The organism is Gracilibacillus sp. YIM 98692 (assembly GCF_010993965.1).
Lineage (GTDB): Bacteria > Bacillota > Bacilli > Bacillales > Amphibacillaceae > Gracilibacillus.
Genome location: NZ_WIXM01000029.1, coordinates 26,666 through 48,078 on the forward strand (window position 1 = coordinate 26,666; position 21,413 = coordinate 48,078).

Here is a 21,413-nt window from a genome sequence, read left to right on the forward strand (position 1 = left end):
TTCGTGACATGCTAGTCTTTTTTGATTTCTGGGGCTTCCGTTTCTTGATTTTCAAGATCGGAAGGGCGGCTATTTTTAACAAAGAAAGAGAGAACCAATCCAATTAAGGTTATGATGGATAATACTAAAAACGCAGTATTGGCCCCGTATATACCTGGGAATTCCTTCTCGCTATTTTCTGCAGCTCCTTCAGCAGTAGTCATAACCGTTACTAAAATGGCCGTACCAACAGAAGCAGAGACCATACGGAATGTATTATCCATAGCAGCACCATGTGCAATTAATTTCTTTGGCAGTTGGTTTAAACCTGCTGTGGCTAGCGGCATCATCACCATTGATATACCTAGCATTCTGAGGGAGAAAACAATCATCAAATATGTGATCGATGTTTTGTCATCTAAAATAGTAAACAGAAATGAACCGGCAGTCATCAAAACAAAGCCTATGATAGCAAGCCATCTCGCACCAACTTTATCAAAAATCCTCCCCGTTATTGGTGACATGATTCCCGTAATAATAGCGCCTGGTAGTATGACTAGACCCGACTCAAAAGCACTAAAATCTCTCGCATCCTGCATATATAAAGGAAGTAATGTTTCCACCCCGATCAATCCCATAAAGGCCACCATTCCTAATGATACTGTTAATGGGAATATAGAATATTGGAAAACTCTAAACTCAAGCATTGGGTGTGCTAACTTTATTTGTCTTATAATAAATAATAGAAGTGCCACCGCACCAACAAATAATGACACTATGGTTATAACAGATGTCCATCCGTTGTTCCCTGCACTGGTGAAGCCGTAGAGTAAACCACCAAAACCAAAGGTTGATAGAATAATAGATATCACATCAACATTAGGTTTAGATATCTCCGTTACATTTTTCATGACAAAATAGGCAATGATGATATCAATAATCGCTATCGGTAATATTATATAAAACAACACACGCCAAGAGTAATGTTCTGTCACCCAACCAGATAATGTTGGACCAATAGCAGGTGCAAACGAGATAACTAGTCCAACAAGGCCCATAACAGAGCCGCGTTTATTTACAGGAAAAATCATTAAGAAAACAGTTTGCATGAGCGGCAGCATGACACCAGCTCCTGCTGACTGGATGACTCGTCCTGCCAATAAAACGGAAAAATTAGGTGCCACACTTGCCACTAAAGTTCCGAATGCGAAGACACTCATAGCTGCTATAAACAATTGTCTTGTTGTAAAGCGATCTATTAAAAATGCACTAACTGGAATCATAATTCCATTTACAAGCATAAAAATCGTCGTTAACCATTGTGCTGAATTAGCTGTTACTCCCATTTCATTCATAATTGGAGGGATTGCTGTAATCATTAATGTTTGATTTAAAATAGCAATAAAGGAACCCGCAAGCAGTAAAGTCACAATTGTGCTGCGTTTATATGTAGTTTCTGCCAATATTACCACCCTTTCTAAATGGAAGTATTTCACACATTATTTCTAGTCACGAAATATATTGTATTCGTTCTTGCTATGAAAAGCAAAAAATAGAAACTGAGATTCAGCTTCTATTTTAACCACCCTTTTTCTTTCACTTTCGCAATCGCTTCAATACGGTTTTCCACCTCTAATTTATCTAAAATGATAGAGATATAATTGCGCACTGTTCCATGTGACAAATAAAGATCTTTTGCAATATTTTTTGTTGTCCTTCCATCTGCCATCAATTTCATCACTTCTATTTCTCTTTCTGTTAATGGATTTGGATCAGAAAAAGCTAAATCCACCAGCTCCGGTGCATATATTCGTTTTCCTTTTATAATCTGACGAATTGATTGAGCCAGGTCTTCACTTGGGCTATCTTTTAATAAGTAACCGCTCACCTCTGCTTTTCTTGCACGCTCAAAATATCCAGGTCTTGCAAAGGTGGTTAATATAATGATCTTACAGGGATGTTGTCTTAACGCTTCTGCAGCATCCAATCCCGTTTTAACAGGCATTTCAATATCCATAATACATACATCTGGATTTTTTTCCTCTACCAGCTTTAATACCTCTTCCCCATTACTTACTTGGCCAACTACTTCCATATCTTCTTCTAAATTGAGTAATGAACCCATTGCACCTAATAATAATTGCTGGTCTTCTGCGAGCACAATCCGAATCATGCTTCGCCCTCCTCTATCTGTTTAATCACTTTAGGAACCGTTACGATAAGATGAAAGCCTTTATTTGTAGTTAAAATGGTTAATGAGCCATCTACAAAATCTAAACGTTCCTTCATTCCCTTTAATCCATGACCTGAGGATTTTTCACCTGTACTGCCCTTTCCGTTATCTTGCACCTCTATTAGAAAGGAATCTGCAGTTTCCTTCATCACAACCTTACAATAGGTGGCATCACTATGTTTCACGACATTTGTTATTGCTTCTCGCAAACACATGCTCAACACATTCTCTATAAACATAGGGATGCTATCAACCTCACACTTTATGTCCACATGTCCCTTTATATTGGCAACTTTAAGCAATTGTTGCGTGTGCTCGATCTCGTCTTTTAATCGAACAGCACGCATATTGGACACCATTTCCCGTACTTCTTTTAAAGCCTGACGAGACACTGCCTGGATATCTTCAATTTCCCTCTTAGCGTTTTTCTTATCTTTCCCTATCAATTTCCCCGCCAATTCGCTTTTCAACCCTATCATGGATAACTTTTGCCCCAATGTGTCATGTAAATCCCGTGCAATACGATGGCGTTCTTCTACAATGGCTAATTGATCAATTCGTCGATTCGCATCCTTTAGTTTTCCTTCTAATTCTTCCTGCTTTAACCGATTGTAACGATTAATGGGAATAAGAATGACGCCAAGTACAGTCATAGCAAGAAAAGGAATTTGACCTAAAAGCAAAGAATAACTGAACAGAAATCCTACCGTAATCGTTAAAATGGTTGTAACGAGATGAACCACATATAACGAAATAAACGCTGCTTTCCTTCTTATATTACCAATAAAAAAAGCGATAAATAATGCAAAATAAACATAACCAAACATAAAAGTCATGGCAATGTTGATCACCATTTCCACACTTACTGCAACATAGGAAAGACTTCCTTTTTTTGATGTAAAAGAAACCCAATACGCTGCAAAAAAGAGCAGAGTCACTGCGATCCCAAATCCAACCTCAAGGAAAGAAGTAGATCGAAATATGAAATAAAAGGGAAGGACACAAAAAATAATCCAAATGTATAAACTAACCCCTGTATTTTTAGGAAATATATGATACCAATGTTGCATACTTACCGTCCTTTCCATCATACTCTATTATAGCAAAACAAACGCTTCGTTTAAGAGCGAAGCGTTTGAGATTTCGATACATTGGCCGTAGAAGTGGCGATATTTTTTCGTTGTTTTTGTTCTTTCTCCAATGTCTTTATTTCCTTAAAGCTGACAAATGTTTTTTTCTCTTCATCATACAGACGAAACTTAATCGACTCTAGGCTTGTTTTAAGAGTTATGGTTGTAGCTTTTTGTAATGGCGGTGTATCCTGATGCGCTTTGTCTAAATGGTAATTTGGCACTCTAGGACTTAAGTGATGAACATGATGATAACCGATATTACCTGTTAACCATTCTAACCATTTTGGCAATTTGTAATAAGAGCTGCCATCCACTGCCGCTTTCACATAATCCCATTCTGATTCATTTTCAAAATAAGAATCTTCAAATTGATGCTGTACATAGAATAGCCAAATACCAACTACACCTGCTGTATATACGATTGGAATTTGTACGAGTAATAACGTCTTCCAACCTAAAGTGAAAGTAATCGTTGTATAAATTACCGCTAGTAACGCATTAATCAAGTAAGTGTTATACCGTTCTTTTTTCTTTGCTCCTTTACGGTTGAAACGATTATCATATAAAAACAGTAATAACGGACCTAAACCGAACATGACAAAAGGATTTCGGTACAATCGATATTGTAATCGAAGCCATTTGGATGCTTCTTGATACTCTTTCACTGTCATGATCCAAATATCGCCCGTTCCACGTTGATCTAAGTTTCCACTTGTGGCGTGGTGAATGGAATGTGATCTTTTCCATTTTTCAAAAGCAAAATGCGTGAGGACACCCGTTATGGTTCCTAACACTCTATTCCATTTTTTGTTTTGGAAAAAAGATTGATGGGCACAATCATGGAATATAATAAAGGTTCGAACCATAAATCCAGCAGCCAAAACAGAAAATACAAGACTTAGAAGAATGGAAAGAGATAGGCTTTGGTAAGCTAAAAACCATAATAGAAAAAATGGTGGTATCGTATTCAATAGTTGTATGGCACTTGCCTTTCCATCTGGTGAAGCAAAAGGCATCACTGCTTTTCTCAATTGAGCTTGTTTCTGTTTGCTCATTGGTATCATCCCTACTTTCTCTATTTCTTACTATTTAGTGTACACCAAACAGTACAAGCTTATTAGACTCACCTGTCAGGAATCTTACATGACAAATGTCATACTCCCTTTTCTCTTAGAATAAAAAACTTGGCACCATCTGTTGTGCCAAGTTTTTTCATATCTTACCTTGAAATATTGGTGGATCGTTGGGTGAAATCGATGTCTTGATAGTACGTGTTTTTTACTAATATATTAGGACCAAGGCATTTCACTGCGGGACAGTGGCAATTCAACGATTTAGCCGTTTTAGAATCCATCCAACGATCATATGCTTTTTGTAAAGTCGTATCTTGAATATTTCCTAAAGACGGCTCTTCTTCATCCCCAAAATCGGTCACAATGACATCACCTGAAAAGATATTTACATTTAATCTAGAACGACCGTCAGGATCATTACGAACTGTTACATTTTTTTCTCGATATAAGCGGCGAAGCAAATCCAGCTCTTTCTCACTTTTATTACAAGGATAAAAAGGCAATGTTCCAAAAAGCATCCAAACTGACTGGTCACGGTGATTTAATAACCTTTCAATCCCTTCTTGCATCTCTTCTAATGTCAATGTCTGCAAGTCGCTAGCAAAATCAACTGGATACATTGGATGCACTTCATGTCGCACACATCCCATCTCCATCACATGATCATGAATGGTTTCTAAATAGGGAAAAGTTCGCTTATTCAGCATTGTTTCTGCAGATACCATCACACCTTCTGCTACTAATCGTTGTGAATTTTCTACCATCCGCTCAAAATATTTCTTTCGATTTTCGATCGTAGGCTTGCGCTCCATATTCGCAAATCCTGTTTCAGCGAATTCCTCTGCTGTTCCCCAATTATGCGAAATGTGTAACACGTCTAAGTAAGGAATAATCGTTTCATACCTTGAATAAGGCAAGGTTAAATTCGAATTAATCTGAGTTCTTACTCCTCGCTCATGTGCATATCGAAGCAGCGGAACCACATATTCACGGACAGATTTCTTCGACATCATCGGCTCTCCACCCGTAATACTTAAAGTCCTCAAATGCGGTATCTCATCTAACCTTTTTTTCATCAAATCAAAAGGCAATGCATCCGGATCTTTATCCTGAAGTGTATATCCTACCGCACAGTGTGCACAGCGCATATTACATAATGTAGTTGTCGTGAACTCTATATTCGAAAGTGTCATCTCGCCATATTCTTCCACATCCAAATAAGCTTCCCACGGATCATAATGCGGCGTAATTGGACGAATTTTTTCCATAGATGTCATGTTCAAGACTCCCTCTCTATCATTCATAACCTTTTCCCTCTATTGTATCAAACATGACAAGCCTTTGTCGGAACAAAAAAAACGAGCAAACCTCACCCGATCTCTTCATCCTTTCTCTACATGCATAAATGTCGTAGTAGAACAAAACTGCGCAATAATCAAAATTTGTCTTGCTGTAGCTTCTTCCATTCTAGTTTGAGATGTGTGCTATCATTCGCTCCGTCAGAATACTTCGCTAATAAAGAAGTTCTACCTTTCAGGAGAATAGGCGCATAGGAACTTATTTCTTTTGTGCTCTTTCTTTCTTCCATCAGAACACCACACAAAGCGGAGGCAAGATACGTAGACTCCAACGGGAACAGCGCGAGCCGCAGACTCCGAAGGAAAGCGACTTTTGCTTTCTGAGGAGGCTAAGGCCGTGCCCGTGGAAAGCGAAGTATCTTGCCGAAGCGATTCTTTGCACTTAGCTTCGGAAGAGTGGTAGAAAGCCATGCTACAGTTATTGCATCGTATATGGATATGACGAACGAATTTTTATACTAAGAACGTTCTTTTTCTTCATAAAAAAAGCTATCTCAAAAGTCAGCTTGCTGATTTTGCAGCTAACTATGAGACAGCTTCTGAATCTTTATTGTTTAAAGGTCTACCCAAGTGTACTTCTCGCCCCAGCTCTCCTTGGCAAGTTTCTCCACTTTTTCAACAAATTGATTGTCCACCGCATAAGCATCACCTTGTTCATATGGATTATAATGAAAGGCGTAAAGTCTTGCGGCAAATTCATGAAATGGCAGGGAAGACTCACCAGGTATCTCATCATGGCCGGTAACAGTAGGTGTAATGCCTTGTCCCCAATCCTGTGCACTATCATTATTCGGGTTATAAAAGTAAACCCGATATTTGCCGTTTGAATCCTTGGCAATTCGTTGGATTGATACAGCATGCAATCCTAACATATGGCCAAAGGAATTGGTAATAAAAATACCAACAGGATTCGGATATATTAATTCATATCCATTATTATATTCCGGATGGTGCGTAGCATAAAACAATCGAACAAAGCCTGGATAGTCAGCAATCGAGCCAGTTAGCGGATCAATAGTTGAACTAAATCCTCTTGGAATCCAATCTCCATAGAAGGCTGGGTTCACCCATTTATGCACATCATCCCCGCGAAACTTAGATCTTCTTACCAGCTCGCCGTAAATACGATCTAGGTGCGGAACTAAAATTAACGAAACTGGGTCCAGCTCTTCATGTAAATCATTAACTAGTCCTTCACGAAGGTTCTTAGAATGAATTCGTTGCCCTTCAAATTGTACGTCAACGTCTCCATCCCTTGCAGCACGAGGAATTAATTCTAATAAATAACCAGGTGCATGCAAAGACCATAAACTAATACCACGAGCAGTTTGACAGGTTGGGTTCATCCCTTGTCCAACTCCTAAAGGTTGCCCCAACACACTAATCACACCTGCCATCATAATATCATTGGCCGTAATCCCTTCATTGCCATTTATAGAATTTAATAATACTTTACGAACATCTGGCTGCAGGTCTAACTCGATCAGCCTTTTTAATCCAGGGATCACTGGTGTTGATGACAATACACCTCGCTCTAACATACAAGCTAATCCGTACAACGCCTGTCTCATTGGAGGATGTATCGCTACCGTGATGAGCTTACTAACAATATCTGCATGTTGTTCAGCATTTGCTTTTCCTTTTTTAGTTAATCGAAGTGCCTCAGGCAATAGTTTTTCACGATGCTTATTTAAATAGCGAACTAGTACAACATGATGCTTTGATACAAGCCCTGTTTCTCTCATTGATTTCGCAAATGTTCTGGCTTCTTCTTCTAGCTCTTTATCCGACATCTCTTTTAATTGTTTTCGATATTCACAGGGTTCTTGGTACTTTTGACATTTTTTCGTCGGACAAGTAATAGCTCGTACATAGCGTTTAATAGCTCTTTTATCCTGCTCATCAATATCCTTATCCAATAATGATCGAGAATTTTTAATCATGTGGACAATTCGATTTACCATAATAGGCCGCTGTGCCACAAGATCATCAATTTCTTTTAACAATTTTCCAGATATAGGTGCTAAGGTTAATTCATCAGCTAAAAATTGAAATAACCTTTCTGCTCGATTTTTTTCTTTTTGTTTTCCTTCGATTCGGGATGCTTCTGTTTCCTCTGGAAATAGAATATCCACATTTAAGGCCATGACTTCATTTAAAAACTCTTTTGCTTGTTCTTTAGAAACATTTTGATGCTTATAGTTTCCTTTAGCGATGGCAACCATTCTTAATTCACTTAGAATCTCTACAATGGATGTCATACCACTATCCATTAAAGATCCGGCTACTAAACGCGGTTCCAACTTAGAAGGCTCTGCCCATGGACCTCCTTCAAAAATACCCGACTCATCAAAACGATCAGCATGTTGATACAAAAATTTCATCCCGTCTTCTTCATCCATCACTCTTGCAGCAGCTTGAAACAGGTCTGACTGATACATTTTTTTTGCATATGGAAAAGCATTTTCCAATGTATCTAGTGCCTGCATAAAAGCTTCTGTTTGATTTGTATCTACTTTTAAGCTCACTTTTCCATCTCCTTTACATAAAGAAATCGTGATCTACATAATCCGTTAATGGCTGTTTAACTTGCTCGTGATCTTCATGATGAAAAAATAATGTTCCTAAATGATTGCCATACCCTTCTTGGTCTTGTACTTTTGCTTGCATAGGCTTATACAATGTATGTTTATCAAAACCAGGATGTTCTTCTAGTTCATCTGGTATATTTACACCTTGTATAAAGTTCTTTTTTGGATAAACTAAGAAGCTGCCTGCATGTCCATTTGTTTCATCTTCTTGTGGAAAGAATCCATCCAGCTCTTCAGTTGAAGTATGTGGATCTGAGCATAGAATATGCCCAACATAAGGATTAAACTGATATGCTTTTTGCATTAAATCAAAAATATGTCCGCCAGGAATACGATACGCCACTTCTCCAAAATATATTTCGTCATCATTAGTAATAAAAAATTCTGGATGAATAATGCCATATTCAATATCAAAGGCATCTACCACTTTTTGTACCTCATTACGAATAGCTGAGCGATACTCTTCAATGTCTGGAGAAGGCGGCACCATCATCGAATAACCAAATACCACATATTCTGTAATATTTAAAAACAACACTTTGCCTTGATGAATAAAGGCTTCACACGAAACTTCTATTCCATCTAAATGACTTTCCATTAAACAAGGAAAATTGTCATCACTTAGCTTCTGATCAATATCTTCAACAGAGCGAATCATACGATGTCCAGCTGCACCTGCTTTATTTAAAGCTTTAATATGAACAGGGTCTGGATCTTCTCCGTGATGACGCAACAATGAATCATTCACTCGCTGGAAGAATTGCTTTACATCTTCTTTCTGATTTCCTTCTTCAAAAACACCTACTCTTAAACCACCTATATGAGCACGTCGTTTCATCATGGCTTTATCTCTAAATAAGATAGAGTGATGAAAAACACGAGGTTCATTCCTAAAATAGGCATTTAACGCTCCTGCCCATTCCACTGTTTCTTCAAATAGTGGAATCGCATGATCGACCTCAAGAGCTCGCAGTTGTTCTGATAAATCTTTTGCTTGTTGATAAACCTGTTGATAACCAAGCTCATTATTAAAATCCCAAGCAAAAAATGGTATATTGTGCTGTTTCGCATAATCATTAAATTCTGGTAAACTAACCACTACATATGGTCTCTTTAGCTGATCCATCGCTTCAATGGTTGGAATACTCCAGCCAATTAAAGCAATTTTTTTCCCTTTCTCCGGTTTTGTAATTTTCAATTTTTTGGGACCAGTTTGAATATTTTCAATTATTTTACGATCTGTTTGATCCGTTTGTTTAAAAGAAATTTCTTGTGCTGTTGGTTGATCAAATGTCATGTTACTTCTTTCCTTTCTTATATGTTGTGATAGAATTTATAACACTTTATACCAAATATTCATGTTTTCCATACTGCCTGCGATATTGCTGTTTTGCACCATTCTACCCCCGAACGTGAAGCCATGTTTTACATTGACTAAATTCATTCCAACAGAATTAGCACGTGAATAGGAAAATAATGTACGGATGCCCATTTTCTTTACCTTTGGAATTAAATGTGCTACCTGATAGGATAATAATTGTTTGGCTCTGTGTTCAGGGTATGTAGCACAATCTGAAAGCTCTGCTGATCGAAAATGAGGCAGAATATCGGCAGAACAAGCACTTACAATCATACCGTTGTGCTGCACTACTAAAAAATAGACATCACTTTGCATCATTTCTTCTATAAATACCGGATCATTCATTGGCGTTGGATACGATTGAAAAACAGTTTGATAAAGGTTTGCCATTTGTTTAGCATCTTTCAAATCCGCCCATCTCATTTGATAACCTGTTGGTAATTCAAAATTAGTAGAAATTTGTTGCCTCTTTTGAATAACATCAAATACTTTCTTTTCTGATGCGAGTCGATCTGTCTTATGACGAGCAGGATCTAAAAACAAGGCATAGATGTATGCGGTAGCACCATTAAAAAAACCTTTGATTTTCCCTTCATAACAAGCACCATGTTGTTTGATCTCCCCTGTTTGATGATCGCGCAAATAAAAAATTAACTTATCACAATTCGTATCCTTCGCCACTAGCTTTAAACGGTCTAAAAAAGAATTCAATTCCTCCCCGGTAGGCATTTGATAAATTTTTATCCGTTGACTGATGGGTTCAACAGATACCGTCCTGCCAAAATAGGCTAAATCTTGCGGCGTTGTTTTTAACATTTTCATAAATGGAAATACGCTCCTTTATCGATTCACTTCATATTTATTGATGCTTGCAAACCTACAACCTAGTTTGTTTATAATTGCTCTTCGTATACACGAGTTAGTAAAAAGCTCCGCGTTATAGCAAAAAGAATTGTTGGTACGTTTTACAGAAAAAGGATATTAGGATAAAACCCTATAAGAGAGCGCATTATTGGAAGGGAAAATGTTTTTACTTTCATGGAAAAAGCGTAATTTACTACGTATAAAAACTAAATTTTACACTCTTGTATAACATTAAGAAAAAACCGGCCAAAATTCCGGTCTCTAATAATTTTTTAACATGCATAAATTTCGTAGTAGAACAAAACTGCGAAATAAGCCTTAAAAAGCTCTGAAGACCGCTCCAGAAATATACTTCGCTTTCCGGGGGCACGGCTTCAGCTTCCTCGGCAGCAAGCTGCCTGCGGGATCTTCAGCTCGCGCTGTTCCCCCAGGAGTCTACGTATATTTCTTCCGCTAGTGAGTAGTAAGAATATGTTTTTTTCTCACTTAAAACGAGCACCGCGTTCCCCACGGAAAGGGAGTATTTATCCGCTTCGCCGGACTAGCACTCACCTAAGAAAGAATGATAGAAAGACGGTTACGTTGCAGTTTATGGATGTTACGAAAAAATTTTATGTTTTCCTAATCACAAAAAAATCCCACGGAGATTTTTATCTCCGTGGGATAACTTATCCGTATTTACGAATCTGATACATTAGGAACCCAACCGTCCAGCACATTTTCTACTGTATAGTTCGCTGCTTCTTCATCCGTAAGCTGTCTTCTACTATCATTCACGATAGCGCCTGGGCCTTCATTTTCATATTCATATAACTTAGCATCTTCTGGCTGGAAACCGCCCATCTCTGTCCAGCCTTCTTCCTTAATATGCTCACCTAAATGAGAATTTTTATAAACGACATGAGCAATTGCACTAGGGTTACTACTTGGCTGCCAAGGTCTGCCTAAATAAACTGTATTTGCTTTCGCATCACTTGTTAGAGTACTGTTTAAAAACAAGAAGCCAAATTCTTGATCATCTTGAGTACTCGCTGCTGTAATGTATCCATTGTTAGAATCTGATCCTCGGTCTAAAGAATGAATCGTACTATTTTCAAACACAGCTCGAGCTGCACCAAAAATAAAGTCTACATCCCCTTCAATATAACTATTATAGTAATATTGAGAACCGGAGTGAGCGAAAAGCGTATCTTGATTACCTAGTAAACGAACATTATCAAAAATCATACGCTCACCAGTTGCATAGACAGCCACTGCTTGCTTCCCATCTGTTTCAACAGACTCATCAAAGCTATTTTCAATCGTGATATCTTGTACTAAGAAATCATTTGCTCGGAAAAATGCTGTCGCACTATTACTTGTACCAATTGTCCCTCCAACACCATTATCTTTACCGGCATAATTATCGTAATGAATCACTGTTTCGTGCTCATCCTCACCGATTAGATTAATAAACGGTTTATCAGCAGGAACGGTAATTACCTCTTTATATACGCCATTTTTCACGAAAATATCTACGAGGTTCTGATTATCATTTGGTACAGCATCAATTGCTGCTTGCACGGTTTGATAGTCACCCGATTCATCTGTGGCTACCACCAATTTATTTTCAATGGCAGCTAGACTATCCGTGAAATCTTCTACTTTTTCCACTTGTCCATCAACTAATGTGTATCCTTGATCATTCGCACTATTAGTTTCCACTACTTGAGCATAAATGTTGCCTTCAAAATACCCTGTTGTTTTTGCTGTTTCTAACAATAACTGTCCATAGCTTCCGCCCCATTGATAGCCATTTCTTCTCTCTGCCTCAATCTCATGAATATCATGTTTAATAACACCATCACGTCCAGAGAAAATCGGCTTATTTGTACCTATTTCATAAAAACGATACCACGTTACTGCATTTTCATCTTCTACAAAGTATTCACCATTTTCATTACCGCCACTTACATAGCGAACACCTTCTACTTTCACTTCATCATACCATTTTAAAGCACTTAACACCGCTTCTTTTATTTCATTGGATTGATCCATTCGTTCCATTAAAAACTGTACAATCGCTACGGATTCCTTACCTGAAATAGAAGGATGTTCATACGAACGAGCACCCACTGGCTCATACGTTTGCGGATGATGTTGTTGACCCCAAGCTGTTTTCTCACCATCGGCAACAATTTGTGATTTTAGAATATAGTCTAAAGCTAGATCTAGTGATTCCTCTATATCAGCAATGCCCTCGTCTGTTACAATATCTGTGTGGAACGGATACTTTTGGTCCACTATATCTTCAAACATATTAATTACTCGTATCATGGCCTCATCATTAAATGTCACCATGTCAGAATAATTTCCTCTTCTTGGATATACTTGGGCAAAACCACCCGTATCATATTGCAGATCAAACAGAAACGCTAACCCTTTTTGGAAACTTTCACGATATTTCTCGTCGCCTGTTTCTGCATACACTTCAGCTAAAAATTCCATTTCCTTAATTGTCGCGTCATTATCAATCATTCCAAGTTCGACACCATTACTATTCACCCACTCAGAACGAGTTGCTTCACCATCCCAAGGCTCACTATAATCTATTGCTTTTGACCAGCCGCCATGTTCTATTTGCCAGCTAACCATATTATCTGCTTGCTCAATAGCAGCTTGTAAATCCCCATTAAAGGTAGGTTCATCTTCTGGGATAATATACTGATCTCCGTCTAATGATTCGATTACTTCATAGATAATAACGGTGTTGCCATATCGGTCCTGAGTCACTGCCGCTTCTTCAGCACGTAAATGTTGACTTAAAAGAGGAGATAAACTGCTCCAAGAGCCATTTGGTAAAGACAGTTTGATATCATTTACATCAACATCCGTTAACTCTCCATTTAAAGTAACTGCAATGAAATGTTCTGTTAATACATCAGCTCTTGCAATATGAATGTCTTCAGAAGGCTTATTGGATTCTTTCACAAGTAAATCCACCATATCTATTGCTTCTCCCCAAGTCATATCTTCCTTAACACCGTAATTATTCGGGCTATTTGGATTCATGATACCTTGGCGAGCCAGCTTACCAAGCATATTAGAACCTTCTTCATCCTCAGACACCATATCCAGCAAATCTCCGACAATAAGAGCAATCTCTTCTTTTTCTAATGGATTTTGAAAAGAAGTGTCTTCCCATAAAAAGGAAGGGACATATTCATTCGCCTTTGCTATCTCCGCTGCATAAATTCCCCATTCATCTGCAGGAATATGACCGATTGCTTCTCGGTCTGACATATTTTTAAATACTTCTTGCTGATCAAAGCCAAACTCACGATTGATTAATGCTAGTAATTCTACTCCAGTGATTAACTGATCTTCTTGATAAGCATCCCCTACCACACCTAGTTGCTTTAATTTTTTCAATGTAAGGCCAGGCACTAATTCTTCGAGTTCTACTTTCTCTGTGATAACTGGACCGTTATTCTCACTGTCACTTTTCTGATTATGGATACGTAAGTGGTCAATATTTCCACCACCTTCTGCTCCAGTTGCTGTTAATCGAATAACATTTTCTCCAGCAGGAAGCTGCAATTTAGTACCTTCTACTTTCCATTCTGCCCAGTCTCCAGTTGGAGGAAATTCTAATTCCTGCATCGTTTCACCGTTCACACTGATTTCTGCTGGCCGATTGCTTCCTCCAGCATGCGCATATCGAAAATCCACGTTATACGTAGCTTCAACAGGAAGTTCTACGACCCATTCGATATAACCGCCAGGAACGTTAGGGTTAAAATCAACAAAACCATCCCCAGTGAAACCAGCATGCTTATTGTCAATTATAATCCCATCACCATTTGCATCTTCTGCCTCTTTTAATTCGTCAACACTTCGATATACATATAAATGATCAATATTAGCTCCACCCTCTGGAGCAGTTGCTGTTAAAGTAACTTCATTGGTTCCCTCTTGTAACATTGCTTCTTCTGTTACATAAACATAATCTACAAAATCTCCTGTTTGAGGAAAGTCCATTTGCTCGTTCACAACGTTTTCATTTACTTCCAAACGAGCATGTCTGTTATCAGGCTTGCCATGAGCGTAACGAATCGCCAACACATATTCCGCTTCTTCTTCGACCTCAACCGTCCAATTTAAATAACCTCCTGGTTCATTGGGGACAAAATCAATAAACCCATCCCCTGTAAAGCCTACATGCTTATTATCTACCATAGTGCCTTCTCCATCTGCTTCCTCTGCTTCATACAGCTCCCCCGGGAAACTGATTGTTTCCGCTTGGGCTTGTCCAACTCCAAATAAAAACATCACAAATAGTGCTAGTACAAGAACTTTACACTTTCTAGAAAATGAATTGTCCAATCTTTTCACCTCTCCTTTTTATTAGGATAACGCTTTCAGGTTTAAGTATATCAAGAGAAAAACAACATTTTTTGCACATTTCTTATCGAGATATTTACATTTTTTTCACGAAAAAGCCTGTTATTTTTGTCGATACTGATTAGGAGAGATGCCTTTAATTTTTTTAAAGACTCGATGAAAATGAACATTGGTTTTGTATCCTACTTGCTTTGCAATCACCTGGACAGATCCATCTGTTTCATTTAATAAACGTTCTGCCTCTGCTACACGAAGACGGTTTACATATTCCGTGAAACTATACCCTGTAACACGTTTAAACACACGACTTATATAATGTTCATTTAAGTGGAATTGACTAGCTAACATCGATAAAGATAGTTCTCGATGATAATGAGAATGGATGTAAGTTAGCAGATTAGATACATGGTGTTTACTTGTTAGTGGACGAGCACTGCTCACGAATTGCTGGGATTCAAGCATTCTTCGGCTATCGATTAACAGTTGAGTTAATAATGATTGAAAATATAAGTAGCTTTCTGGTGTATCCTTTTGATACTCCTTTAATAAATCCGTAAATAGTTGATTGATCTTCCTTACCATAGACTTCGGAATCGTGACAACATGCGGACCTTGTTCAAATAACTTTTTTAATAGCCCTTGTGCACCATCAGATAGAAACTGGCCGTGGAAATTCAGAACAATTCTTTTATGAGAAACCCCCTTTTTTTGCTTCGTTTGATGCAGCATATTTTTATCAATAAAAACTAGCTGATTTTCTTTTACCTTAAATTTCTGACCTTGGATGTCATAATATCGTTCTCCTTCTAGTAAGTAATAAATTTCGTAATCTTGATGTAAATGCGGATTTTTCATGAGAATCGTATTATTTTCATCTGCTTCATGAATGTAAAAAGAGCGATTTCTCATCGAGACGCTCACTTTTTCCATTAAACGATCCCTCCTCTATCGTTAATTATTACGACTTGTCCTAGGAAAATCCTGCTAAATTTTAAAAATTGAGTGGAATGGACTATTTTTTATCTGATCAAGGAACCTTTTGCCCATAAAATCCGTATATAGATTGACTAGAGAATGATCATATCGTCTCTGGTACTAAATAAAGGAAGGTGAACCTATTGAAAGTAATAGGAAAATTAGTACTTATGTCCGCTATCATGTGTCTATCCAGTGTTCTTTTCACCCCAGAAATTTCTGCACAAGATTCTCCACCGAAATCATCTAGTGAAGACTCTATCAACATTCAATCTACAGACTATATTCGAGATGGTGAGGCAAGCATTAATAAGCAAGATGCAGATACCGTTACCGGAAGCTGCTCCACTACCAGCTACTCGTACGTGGATCGCATTCATTGCGAGATTTACTTACAAGTATGGGATGAAGAAAATGGTACGTGGGAAGAAGCGGGTGTACGAGAAGAATTTATGAACTATGACGACAATCATGTTTTCGGAGATACCTCTTTCGATGTCCCTAAAGGTTTTTACTATCGTTTTAGATCGATTCACAAAACAGTTCATAACGGGAAAATTGAGGTTCTCACCGGTACAACACCTTACGTGAAAATGTAAAGAAAACTAGTCGATTGACGAGCTTTTGGCGAAGTCAGAGACGTAGTTGCACTTATCTATATTCCCCAAATTGTCCAATACGTCGAGATTGCTTCCTTGCTGAGAATTTATACTTTCTTAATACGGTAAAGAGAATAAGGCTATCTCCAACCTTTGCAAGATGGATATAGCCTTATTTTGTGCTTTGTTTTACCTAATAGACTGTGCCACTTCTACAATTTGTTCTTCACTATAGCTTCCTTCTACCACCCATTGATTTAACTCTGATTTCCATCTTAACTGTAACCATCCATCTTTATACGTCAATAATGTCGCTTTTTCCCCTTGAATCGTTAAGGTCTCTATTTCCGTATCTTGATTGTCTACAATTTTGCTATAACCTAAACCTTGTGAAGCTGGCTTTTGTATAATCACCAATTGCCGTTCTTGTTCATTTTGATAAAGGGATTGGACTTTTCTTGTTTTATCTTGATCATAATATATCGTTACCCGTTCAAGTTGTAAATCCTCTGGCATGTAATCAGGTCGTGATAAATCCACTTCTGTGATTTCTTGCGCTTCTGCGAAAGTTGACACCTCATGAGATTTGGTGCTATTTCGTACATGAATATCCGCTTCTGTAGGTAATAGTTGTTTTTTTACAGCGGGAGGATCTCCTTGTATTTCACTAATCTGTGTCACTTCTCCCTCTGTTGTTACAAAGTATTTCGTAAACCAAGAAAAAGCTTGTATTTGGTCCTCTTTCATAAATAGGGATCCAACAGCAAAAAGAGCCAAAATGGCTACAGCTATTAAGCCTTTTTGTTTTATCCAACTAGGGCGGCTTTGTTTCTTTATGCCTGTTTGGGATACGATATGACTCCACGTTTCTTCTTTTGTTTTTATCGGTTCTTCTACATTATCATAGTATTCCCTGAGCCAATTTTCTTCCGTTTGGTCTTTCGAGGAATGGGTCATGAGATTTCACCACCTATCCAACTCCGCTTTGGATCCTTCTCAATATCTTTTTTTAATATGTTTCGTGCACGATGTAGTCTAGTTTTAACTGTGCTTTCTTTCATCTCTAAATATTGGGCCATTTCATTTATAGATAATTCGTGTATATACTTTAATAATATGGCCTCTCGATACTCTGGCTTTAATTGGTTAATTTTCTGAAAAAGTTCCTCTTTCATTATGTTTCCTTCCACCATATCTTCTAATGAACTCCATTGATAATCTGATAAGTATTTATCATTATGTGTCATATCTTCTGTCAAAATTTCACTAGAACCTTTTCTTCGGCGCAAATAATCAATAGCTGTCCTTGTTGCAATAGTCGATAACCACGCACCAATTCGTTCCTTATCTTCGACACGATACATATTGTTATATGCTTTCACAAAGGTTTCCTGAAGAGCATCTTGGGCTAAATGACTATCCCTTGTAATAAAGTACACATCACGATAAACCCTTGAGTAAAACATTTCATATAGAAGACGGAATTCAGCTTCTGTAGGTTTCGCCTTTTTCAAAAATTTTTTAAACATAGCAATTCGCTTCCTTTAATTTAACAAAATCATGAATAAGAAAATTATAACATTTTTTAGGTAAAACATAATAGTTAGAGGAGGATTCTAGTAATTTTTTGTTAATTTATTCCTCCTTCTCTTATTCTTTGGCAAGAGAAAGGAAGAATATAAGGATAAAGATAGACGTTCATCAGTCTTTGGTGAAGGCTTACGAACGATTGTTCACCGTGATAAAAAGTTTCATTGCTAAATATATTCCAAACGCTATATACTTAAATAAAGGATGCATCACTTAGAAAGTGACTCATAGAAATAAAAAAGATAGGAGGGTCCTTTTTTGGAAAAATATTTGATTTGGAATGGTAAGTTTCTAGATAAAGATAATCGAGATGGGCTTATCTCCTTTGAAGACCGTGGTTATCAATTCGGAGATGGTGTCTATGAGGTCATACGTATATATAGCGGAAAAATTCATTTACTCGAATGGCACTTAGACCGCTTATTTTATTCCATGAATGAAATTGGTATTATTCCACCTTTTACTCGAGAAGGTATTACAGACCAGTTAAAAGAGTTGATCACCCGTAATCAATTTAGAGAGGACGGGAACATTTATTTACAAGTCACAAGAGGGGCGCAAGAACGTGATCACATTTATGTAGAGAATTTGGATGCCATCTACTATGTGAAAATTGATCAAGTAGATCGTCCTAATGAATGGATTGAAAATGGAGTCACTGTCACACTGCAAGAAGATATTCGATGGGCTCGCTGTGACATTAAATCGCTGAATTTGCTTCCTAATGTTATGGCAAGAACCAATGCACAACGAAAAGGATTTAATGAGGCGTTATTCTACAAAAATGGCATTGTACGTGAATGCGGTGCCTCTAATTTTTTTATGGTGAAAAATAAAACTTTGGTGACACACCCTGCTAATCATTCTATTTTAGGTGGAATAACGAGAAAGAAAGTATTGGATATTGCTCGTGAATTAGAAATTCCGGTTGAAGAGCGCGAGATTAAAAAGGAAGAATTAGAAAAAGCTGACGAATGTTTCTTAACGGCTACTTCCTTAGAAATTGTACCAATTCTAAAAATAGACGAAATCAGTATTAATGAAGAAAGAATTGGTACACTAACCAAAAAGCTGCAGAAAAACTATACAGAAAAAATTCCAGAATCGCTCACATAAAATCCGGGAGGGCATAAGACCCCCGGAATTTTTTATTCGTTATTTGCTCTCACCAATATGCACCATATTGACATGTGCTGTGGCTGTGGCTAGAATTATTCTGATGGTGGTGATAACTTGATTAGTACAAAGTTTTCGGTGGCTATACATATATTAACTTTAGTTGCTTCTAATGAAGAGGAAGGAACAACCTCTGATTTCATTGCTGGGAGTGTGAATACGAACCCTGTTGTGATAAGAAGAATTAGTGCCATGCTTAAAAAAGCTGGTATTTTAGATGCTAAAGCAGGGAGATATGGCTATTTTTTGACTAAAAAACCTGAGGATCTTACTTTGCTAGATATCTACTTAGCTGTGCAAAAGCAAGAAGACTTATTTGCCATTCATGACCAGCCTAACCCTAACTGTCATGTTGGCAGCAAAATACAAGATACACTTGAAGACACATTTACACAAGTACAACAAGCTATGGAAAACGAATTAGCAGCCCAAACCTTAGCAGATATGCTTAAACATCTCTCTCCTTAATAGAGAGATGTATTTTTGCTGATAAGCGTGTTATCTCCCAACCCCTCTGTTCCTATGCTTAAATACCTATAACGTGTTATAATAAAGTACGTTTATTGAGAATTATTAGTAAACTTGAGGTGAAAGTATGATGACATCCGTCTATCCAGACCTAAAAGACATAGAGAAAAAAGTACTAAAGGAGGAAAAACGCTACGGTGATAAATATTTTAAGGAAGGAAGCACCCCACTAGGATTATATGATGCCTTAATGGACCTTACCCTTGACGACCTACATCAAATTCGCCAAACGTTAGAGATTAATGGAATAAGCAAACTAAAAAAACCTGAGTTAGTACAATATCTTACTGATACCATCCCTTCTGAACTGCAAAATCAAATATCTTTGTTTGATCAATCGTTATTTCAAGTAATAAATACAACAGCCGATCATAATGGAGTCTATCATCTAGGAAATCAACTCATAATAGATGAAAAACATACCTTTTGGCGTAATCATGGTATTCTTTTCACTAAACGGTTAGACGAAGAATATGTCTATATCATGCCAATTGAAATTCAACAAGCTTTCCTTAAAATGAAAAATGAAGTAAAACCTGCTATTGAAAGAAACACGAATTGGTACCTTCTAACAAAAGGAATGCTAGAATACTATGGTGTTCTCACAACGTCCGACTTATTCGAGCAACTCCATCGATTAAAGACAGCACCGAAACCAGAAGAATTATTAGATTTTTACCGAGTACTAGATAAGTGCTCTGATTATCATGGTGAGATATTGAATCAACCAGATTATTTCTGTATTGCTTCTTGTGAAGAACCAGAAGAACTGTTGCAAGTACAAAAGAATCGCTCAGACCTAGACTTTAATCTATTCTCCAAACAACAACTGCTAGAGGCAGGAGAAGCAGAATTTTTTCAGAAAAATCGTCAGCATACTAAACTAGTCGACTTCTTAATAGAACAATATGCCGTAACACATGAAGAAGCAGAAGCTTTTGTGATAGATTTACAAGAATTATTACAAACAGTCTATAACACTGATATTATTCTTCAAATGTTTCAAGATGCCTTTGACATTAAACACCAAAACGAAATAAAACAGTATTTTGGTCTCGCTGTAGATTTACATAATCATTTAAAACAATGGCGTTTAAAAGGATTTAGTCCAAGAGAACTGTCCACAGCATATCAAAAAACATCCTCTAACCAGCCAGTAAGAGTAATAAAAGTAGGCAGAAACGAGCCTTGCCCATGCGGAAGCGGGAAAAAACACAAAAAATGTTGCGGAAAGTAAAAAATAATCACATTAGATTATAATAGACATATTGTCGCATCGAAACAAACAGTTGTTATTTACCTAACGAATTAGTGAAATGTAACTAAACAAAGCAGCAATCCTCAAAATGGGTTGCTGCTTAAGGTTTATGGAGGTGATAAAGGAGACTAGCATCCGCTGTCCCCTTACACATATTTCCTTATTAAATAAGTAGGTGTACAACTCCACGCATGGCAATAGCTATTAATTAAATGATTGCCATATGGCGAAAACTCCTTGTCCTCTGGATTATATAATTCCCAAAAAGTGTCTGCTCCATCTTTCAGCATGCCACCCCAATACATTTTCATCC

The 21,413-nt window shown here is 37.5% G+C and carries 16 protein-coding genes; 4 read left to right on the plus strand and 12 right to left on the minus strand.

What is annotated here, in order from left to right:
• Positions 1-11: 11 nt before the first annotated feature.
• From GHD00_RS17275 to GHD00_RS17320, 10 genes are all read right to left on the minus strand, one after another.
• Complete coding sequence (locus GHD00_RS17275) at positions 12-1,442, minus strand: DHA2 family efflux MFS transporter permease subunit (RefSeq protein ID WP_163539458.1); 1,431 nt, start codon at positions 1,440-1,442, stop codon at positions 12-14.
• Between the two features lie 110 nt (positions 1,443-1,552).
• Positions 1,553-2,152, minus strand: coding sequence for a response regulator transcription factor (locus GHD00_RS17280; RefSeq protein WP_163539459.1), 600 nt, complete (start codon positions 2,150-2,152; stop codon positions 1,553-1,555).
• On the minus strand, positions 2,149-3,282 hold the full coding sequence (locus tag GHD00_RS17285; protein ID WP_163539460.1) for a sensor histidine kinase: 1,134 nt from the start codon (positions 3,280-3,282) through the stop codon (positions 2,149-2,151). The genes GHD00_RS17280 and GHD00_RS17285 overlap by 4 nt, the downstream gene beginning before the upstream one ends.
• 50 nt (positions 3,283-3,332) lie before the next feature.
• On the minus strand, positions 3,333-4,400 hold the full coding sequence (gene desA / locus GHD00_RS17290) for a Delta(5) desaturase DesA (RefSeq protein WP_163539461.1): 1,068 nt from the start codon (positions 4,398-4,400) through the stop codon (positions 3,333-3,335).
• 164 nt (positions 4,401-4,564) lie between these two features.
• On the minus strand, positions 4,565-5,722 hold the full coding sequence (gene yfkAB / locus GHD00_RS17295; RefSeq protein WP_481810398.1) for a radical SAM/CxCxxxxC motif protein YfkAB: 1,158 nt from the start codon (positions 5,720-5,722) through the stop codon (positions 4,565-4,567).
• Positions 5,723-6,330: 608 nt separating this feature from the next.
• A complete protein-coding gene (locus GHD00_RS17300) occupies positions 6,331-8,304 on the minus strand; it encodes a hypothetical protein (RefSeq protein ID WP_163539463.1) in 1,974 nt (657 codons plus the stop codon).
• 13 nt (positions 8,305-8,317) lie between these two features.
• Positions 8,318-9,664: an ATP-grasp domain-containing protein gene (locus GHD00_RS17305; protein ID WP_163539464.1), complete on the minus strand. Its 1,347-nt coding sequence runs from the start codon at positions 9,662-9,664 to the stop codon at positions 8,318-8,320.
• 36 nt (positions 9,665-9,700) lie between these two features.
• Positions 9,701-10,549, minus strand: coding sequence for a putative beta-lysine N-acetyltransferase (gene ablB, locus GHD00_RS17310; protein WP_163539465.1), 849 nt, complete (start codon positions 10,547-10,549; stop codon positions 9,701-9,703).
• A 720-nt stretch (positions 10,550-11,269) separates the two neighbouring features.
• The gene (gene pelA / locus GHD00_RS17315; protein ID WP_163539466.1) at positions 11,270-14,956 is read right to left on the minus strand and encodes a pectate lyase; all 3,687 of its coding nucleotides are present in this window, start codon (positions 14,954-14,956) and stop codon (positions 11,270-11,272) included.
• Positions 14,957-15,076: 120 nt separating this feature from the next.
• Positions 15,077-15,904: a helix-turn-helix domain-containing protein gene (locus GHD00_RS17320; protein WP_163539467.1), complete on the minus strand. Its 828-nt coding sequence runs from the start codon at positions 15,902-15,904 to the stop codon at positions 15,077-15,079.
• 188 nt (positions 15,905-16,092) lie between these two features.
• On the opposite strand from GHD00_RS17320, the gene GHD00_RS17325 reads away from it, so the two are divergent.
• Positions 16,093-16,548, plus strand: a complete 456-nt coding sequence (locus tag GHD00_RS17325) for a DUF6147 family protein (protein ID WP_163539468.1) — start codon at positions 16,093-16,095, stop codon at positions 16,546-16,548.
• 189 nt (positions 16,549-16,737) lie between these two features.
• Here GHD00_RS17325 and GHD00_RS17330 read toward each other — a convergent pair whose 3' ends face one another.
• On the minus strand, positions 16,738-17,505 hold the full coding sequence (locus tag GHD00_RS17330) for a DUF4367 domain-containing protein (protein WP_163539469.1): 768 nt from the start codon (positions 17,503-17,505) through the stop codon (positions 16,738-16,740).
• Positions 17,502-18,077 carry an RNA polymerase sigma factor gene (locus GHD00_RS17335; protein WP_163539470.1) on the minus strand — a complete coding sequence of 192 codons (576 nt, stop codon included), beginning with the start codon at positions 18,075-18,077 and terminating at the stop codon, positions 17,502-17,504. Before GHD00_RS17335 ends, GHD00_RS17330 begins: the two co-directional genes overlap by 4 nt.
• A gap of 319 nt (positions 18,078-18,396) precedes the next feature.
• On the opposite strand from GHD00_RS17335, the gene dat reads away from it, so the two are divergent.
• The 3 genes from dat to GHD00_RS17350 all read left to right on the plus strand — a co-directional run bounded on the left by dat (position 18,397) and on the right by GHD00_RS17350 (position 21,079).
• Positions 18,397-19,254, plus strand: coding sequence for a D-amino-acid transaminase (gene dat / locus GHD00_RS17340; protein ID WP_163539471.1), 858 nt, complete (start codon positions 18,397-18,399; stop codon positions 19,252-19,254).
• 117 nt (positions 19,255-19,371) lie between these two features.
• Positions 19,372-19,782, plus strand: coding sequence for an Rrf2 family transcriptional regulator (locus GHD00_RS17345; protein ID WP_163539472.1), 411 nt, complete (start codon positions 19,372-19,374; stop codon positions 19,780-19,782).
• A gap of 127 nt (positions 19,783-19,909) precedes the next feature.
• Positions 19,910-21,079, plus strand: coding sequence for an SEC-C metal-binding domain-containing protein (locus GHD00_RS17350; protein WP_205600784.1), 1,170 nt, complete (start codon positions 19,910-19,912; stop codon positions 21,077-21,079).
• Positions 21,080-21,413: the final 334 nt, after the last annotated feature.

What these genes read in the sequence shown, in the direction of transcription:
- GHD00_RS17335 (WP_163539470.1), bottom strand. Translation starts at nt 18,077, where the DNA reads ATGTTTAAAAAATTTTTGAAAAAGGCGAAACCTACAGAAGCTGAATTC.
- ablB (WP_163539465.1), bottom strand. Translation starts at nt 10,549, where the DNA reads ATGAAAATGTTAAAAACAACGCCGCAAGATTTAGCCTATTTTGGCAGG.
- desA (WP_163539461.1), bottom strand. Translation starts at nt 4,400, where the DNA reads ATGAGCAAACAGAAACAAGCTCAATTGAGAAAAGCAGTGATGCCTTTT.
- GHD00_RS17285 (WP_163539460.1), bottom strand. Translation starts at nt 3,282, where the DNA reads ATGCAACATTGGTATCATATATTTCCTAAAAATACAGGGGTTAGTTTA.
- yfkAB (WP_481810398.1), bottom strand. Translation starts at nt 5,722, where the DNA reads ATGAATGATAGAGAGGGAGTCTTGAACATGACATCTATGGAAAAAATT.
- GHD00_RS17305 (WP_163539464.1), bottom strand. Translation starts at nt 9,664, where the DNA reads ATGACATTTGATCAACCAACAGCACAAGAAATTTCTTTTAAACAAACG.
- GHD00_RS17350 (WP_205600784.1), top strand. Translation starts at nt 19,910, where the DNA reads ATGATGACATCCGTCTATCCAGACCTAAAAGACATAGAGAAAAAAGTA.
- GHD00_RS17330 (WP_163539469.1), bottom strand. Translation starts at nt 17,505, where the DNA reads ATGACCCATTCCTCGAAAGACCAAACGGAAGAAAATTGGCTCAGGGAA.
- GHD00_RS17320 (WP_163539467.1), bottom strand. Translation starts at nt 15,904, where the DNA reads ATGGAAAAAGTGAGCGTCTCGATGAGAAATCGCTCTTTTTACATTCAT.
- GHD00_RS17280 (WP_163539459.1), bottom strand. Translation starts at nt 2,152, where the DNA reads ATGATTCGGATTGTGCTCGCAGAAGACCAGCAATTATTATTAGGTGCA.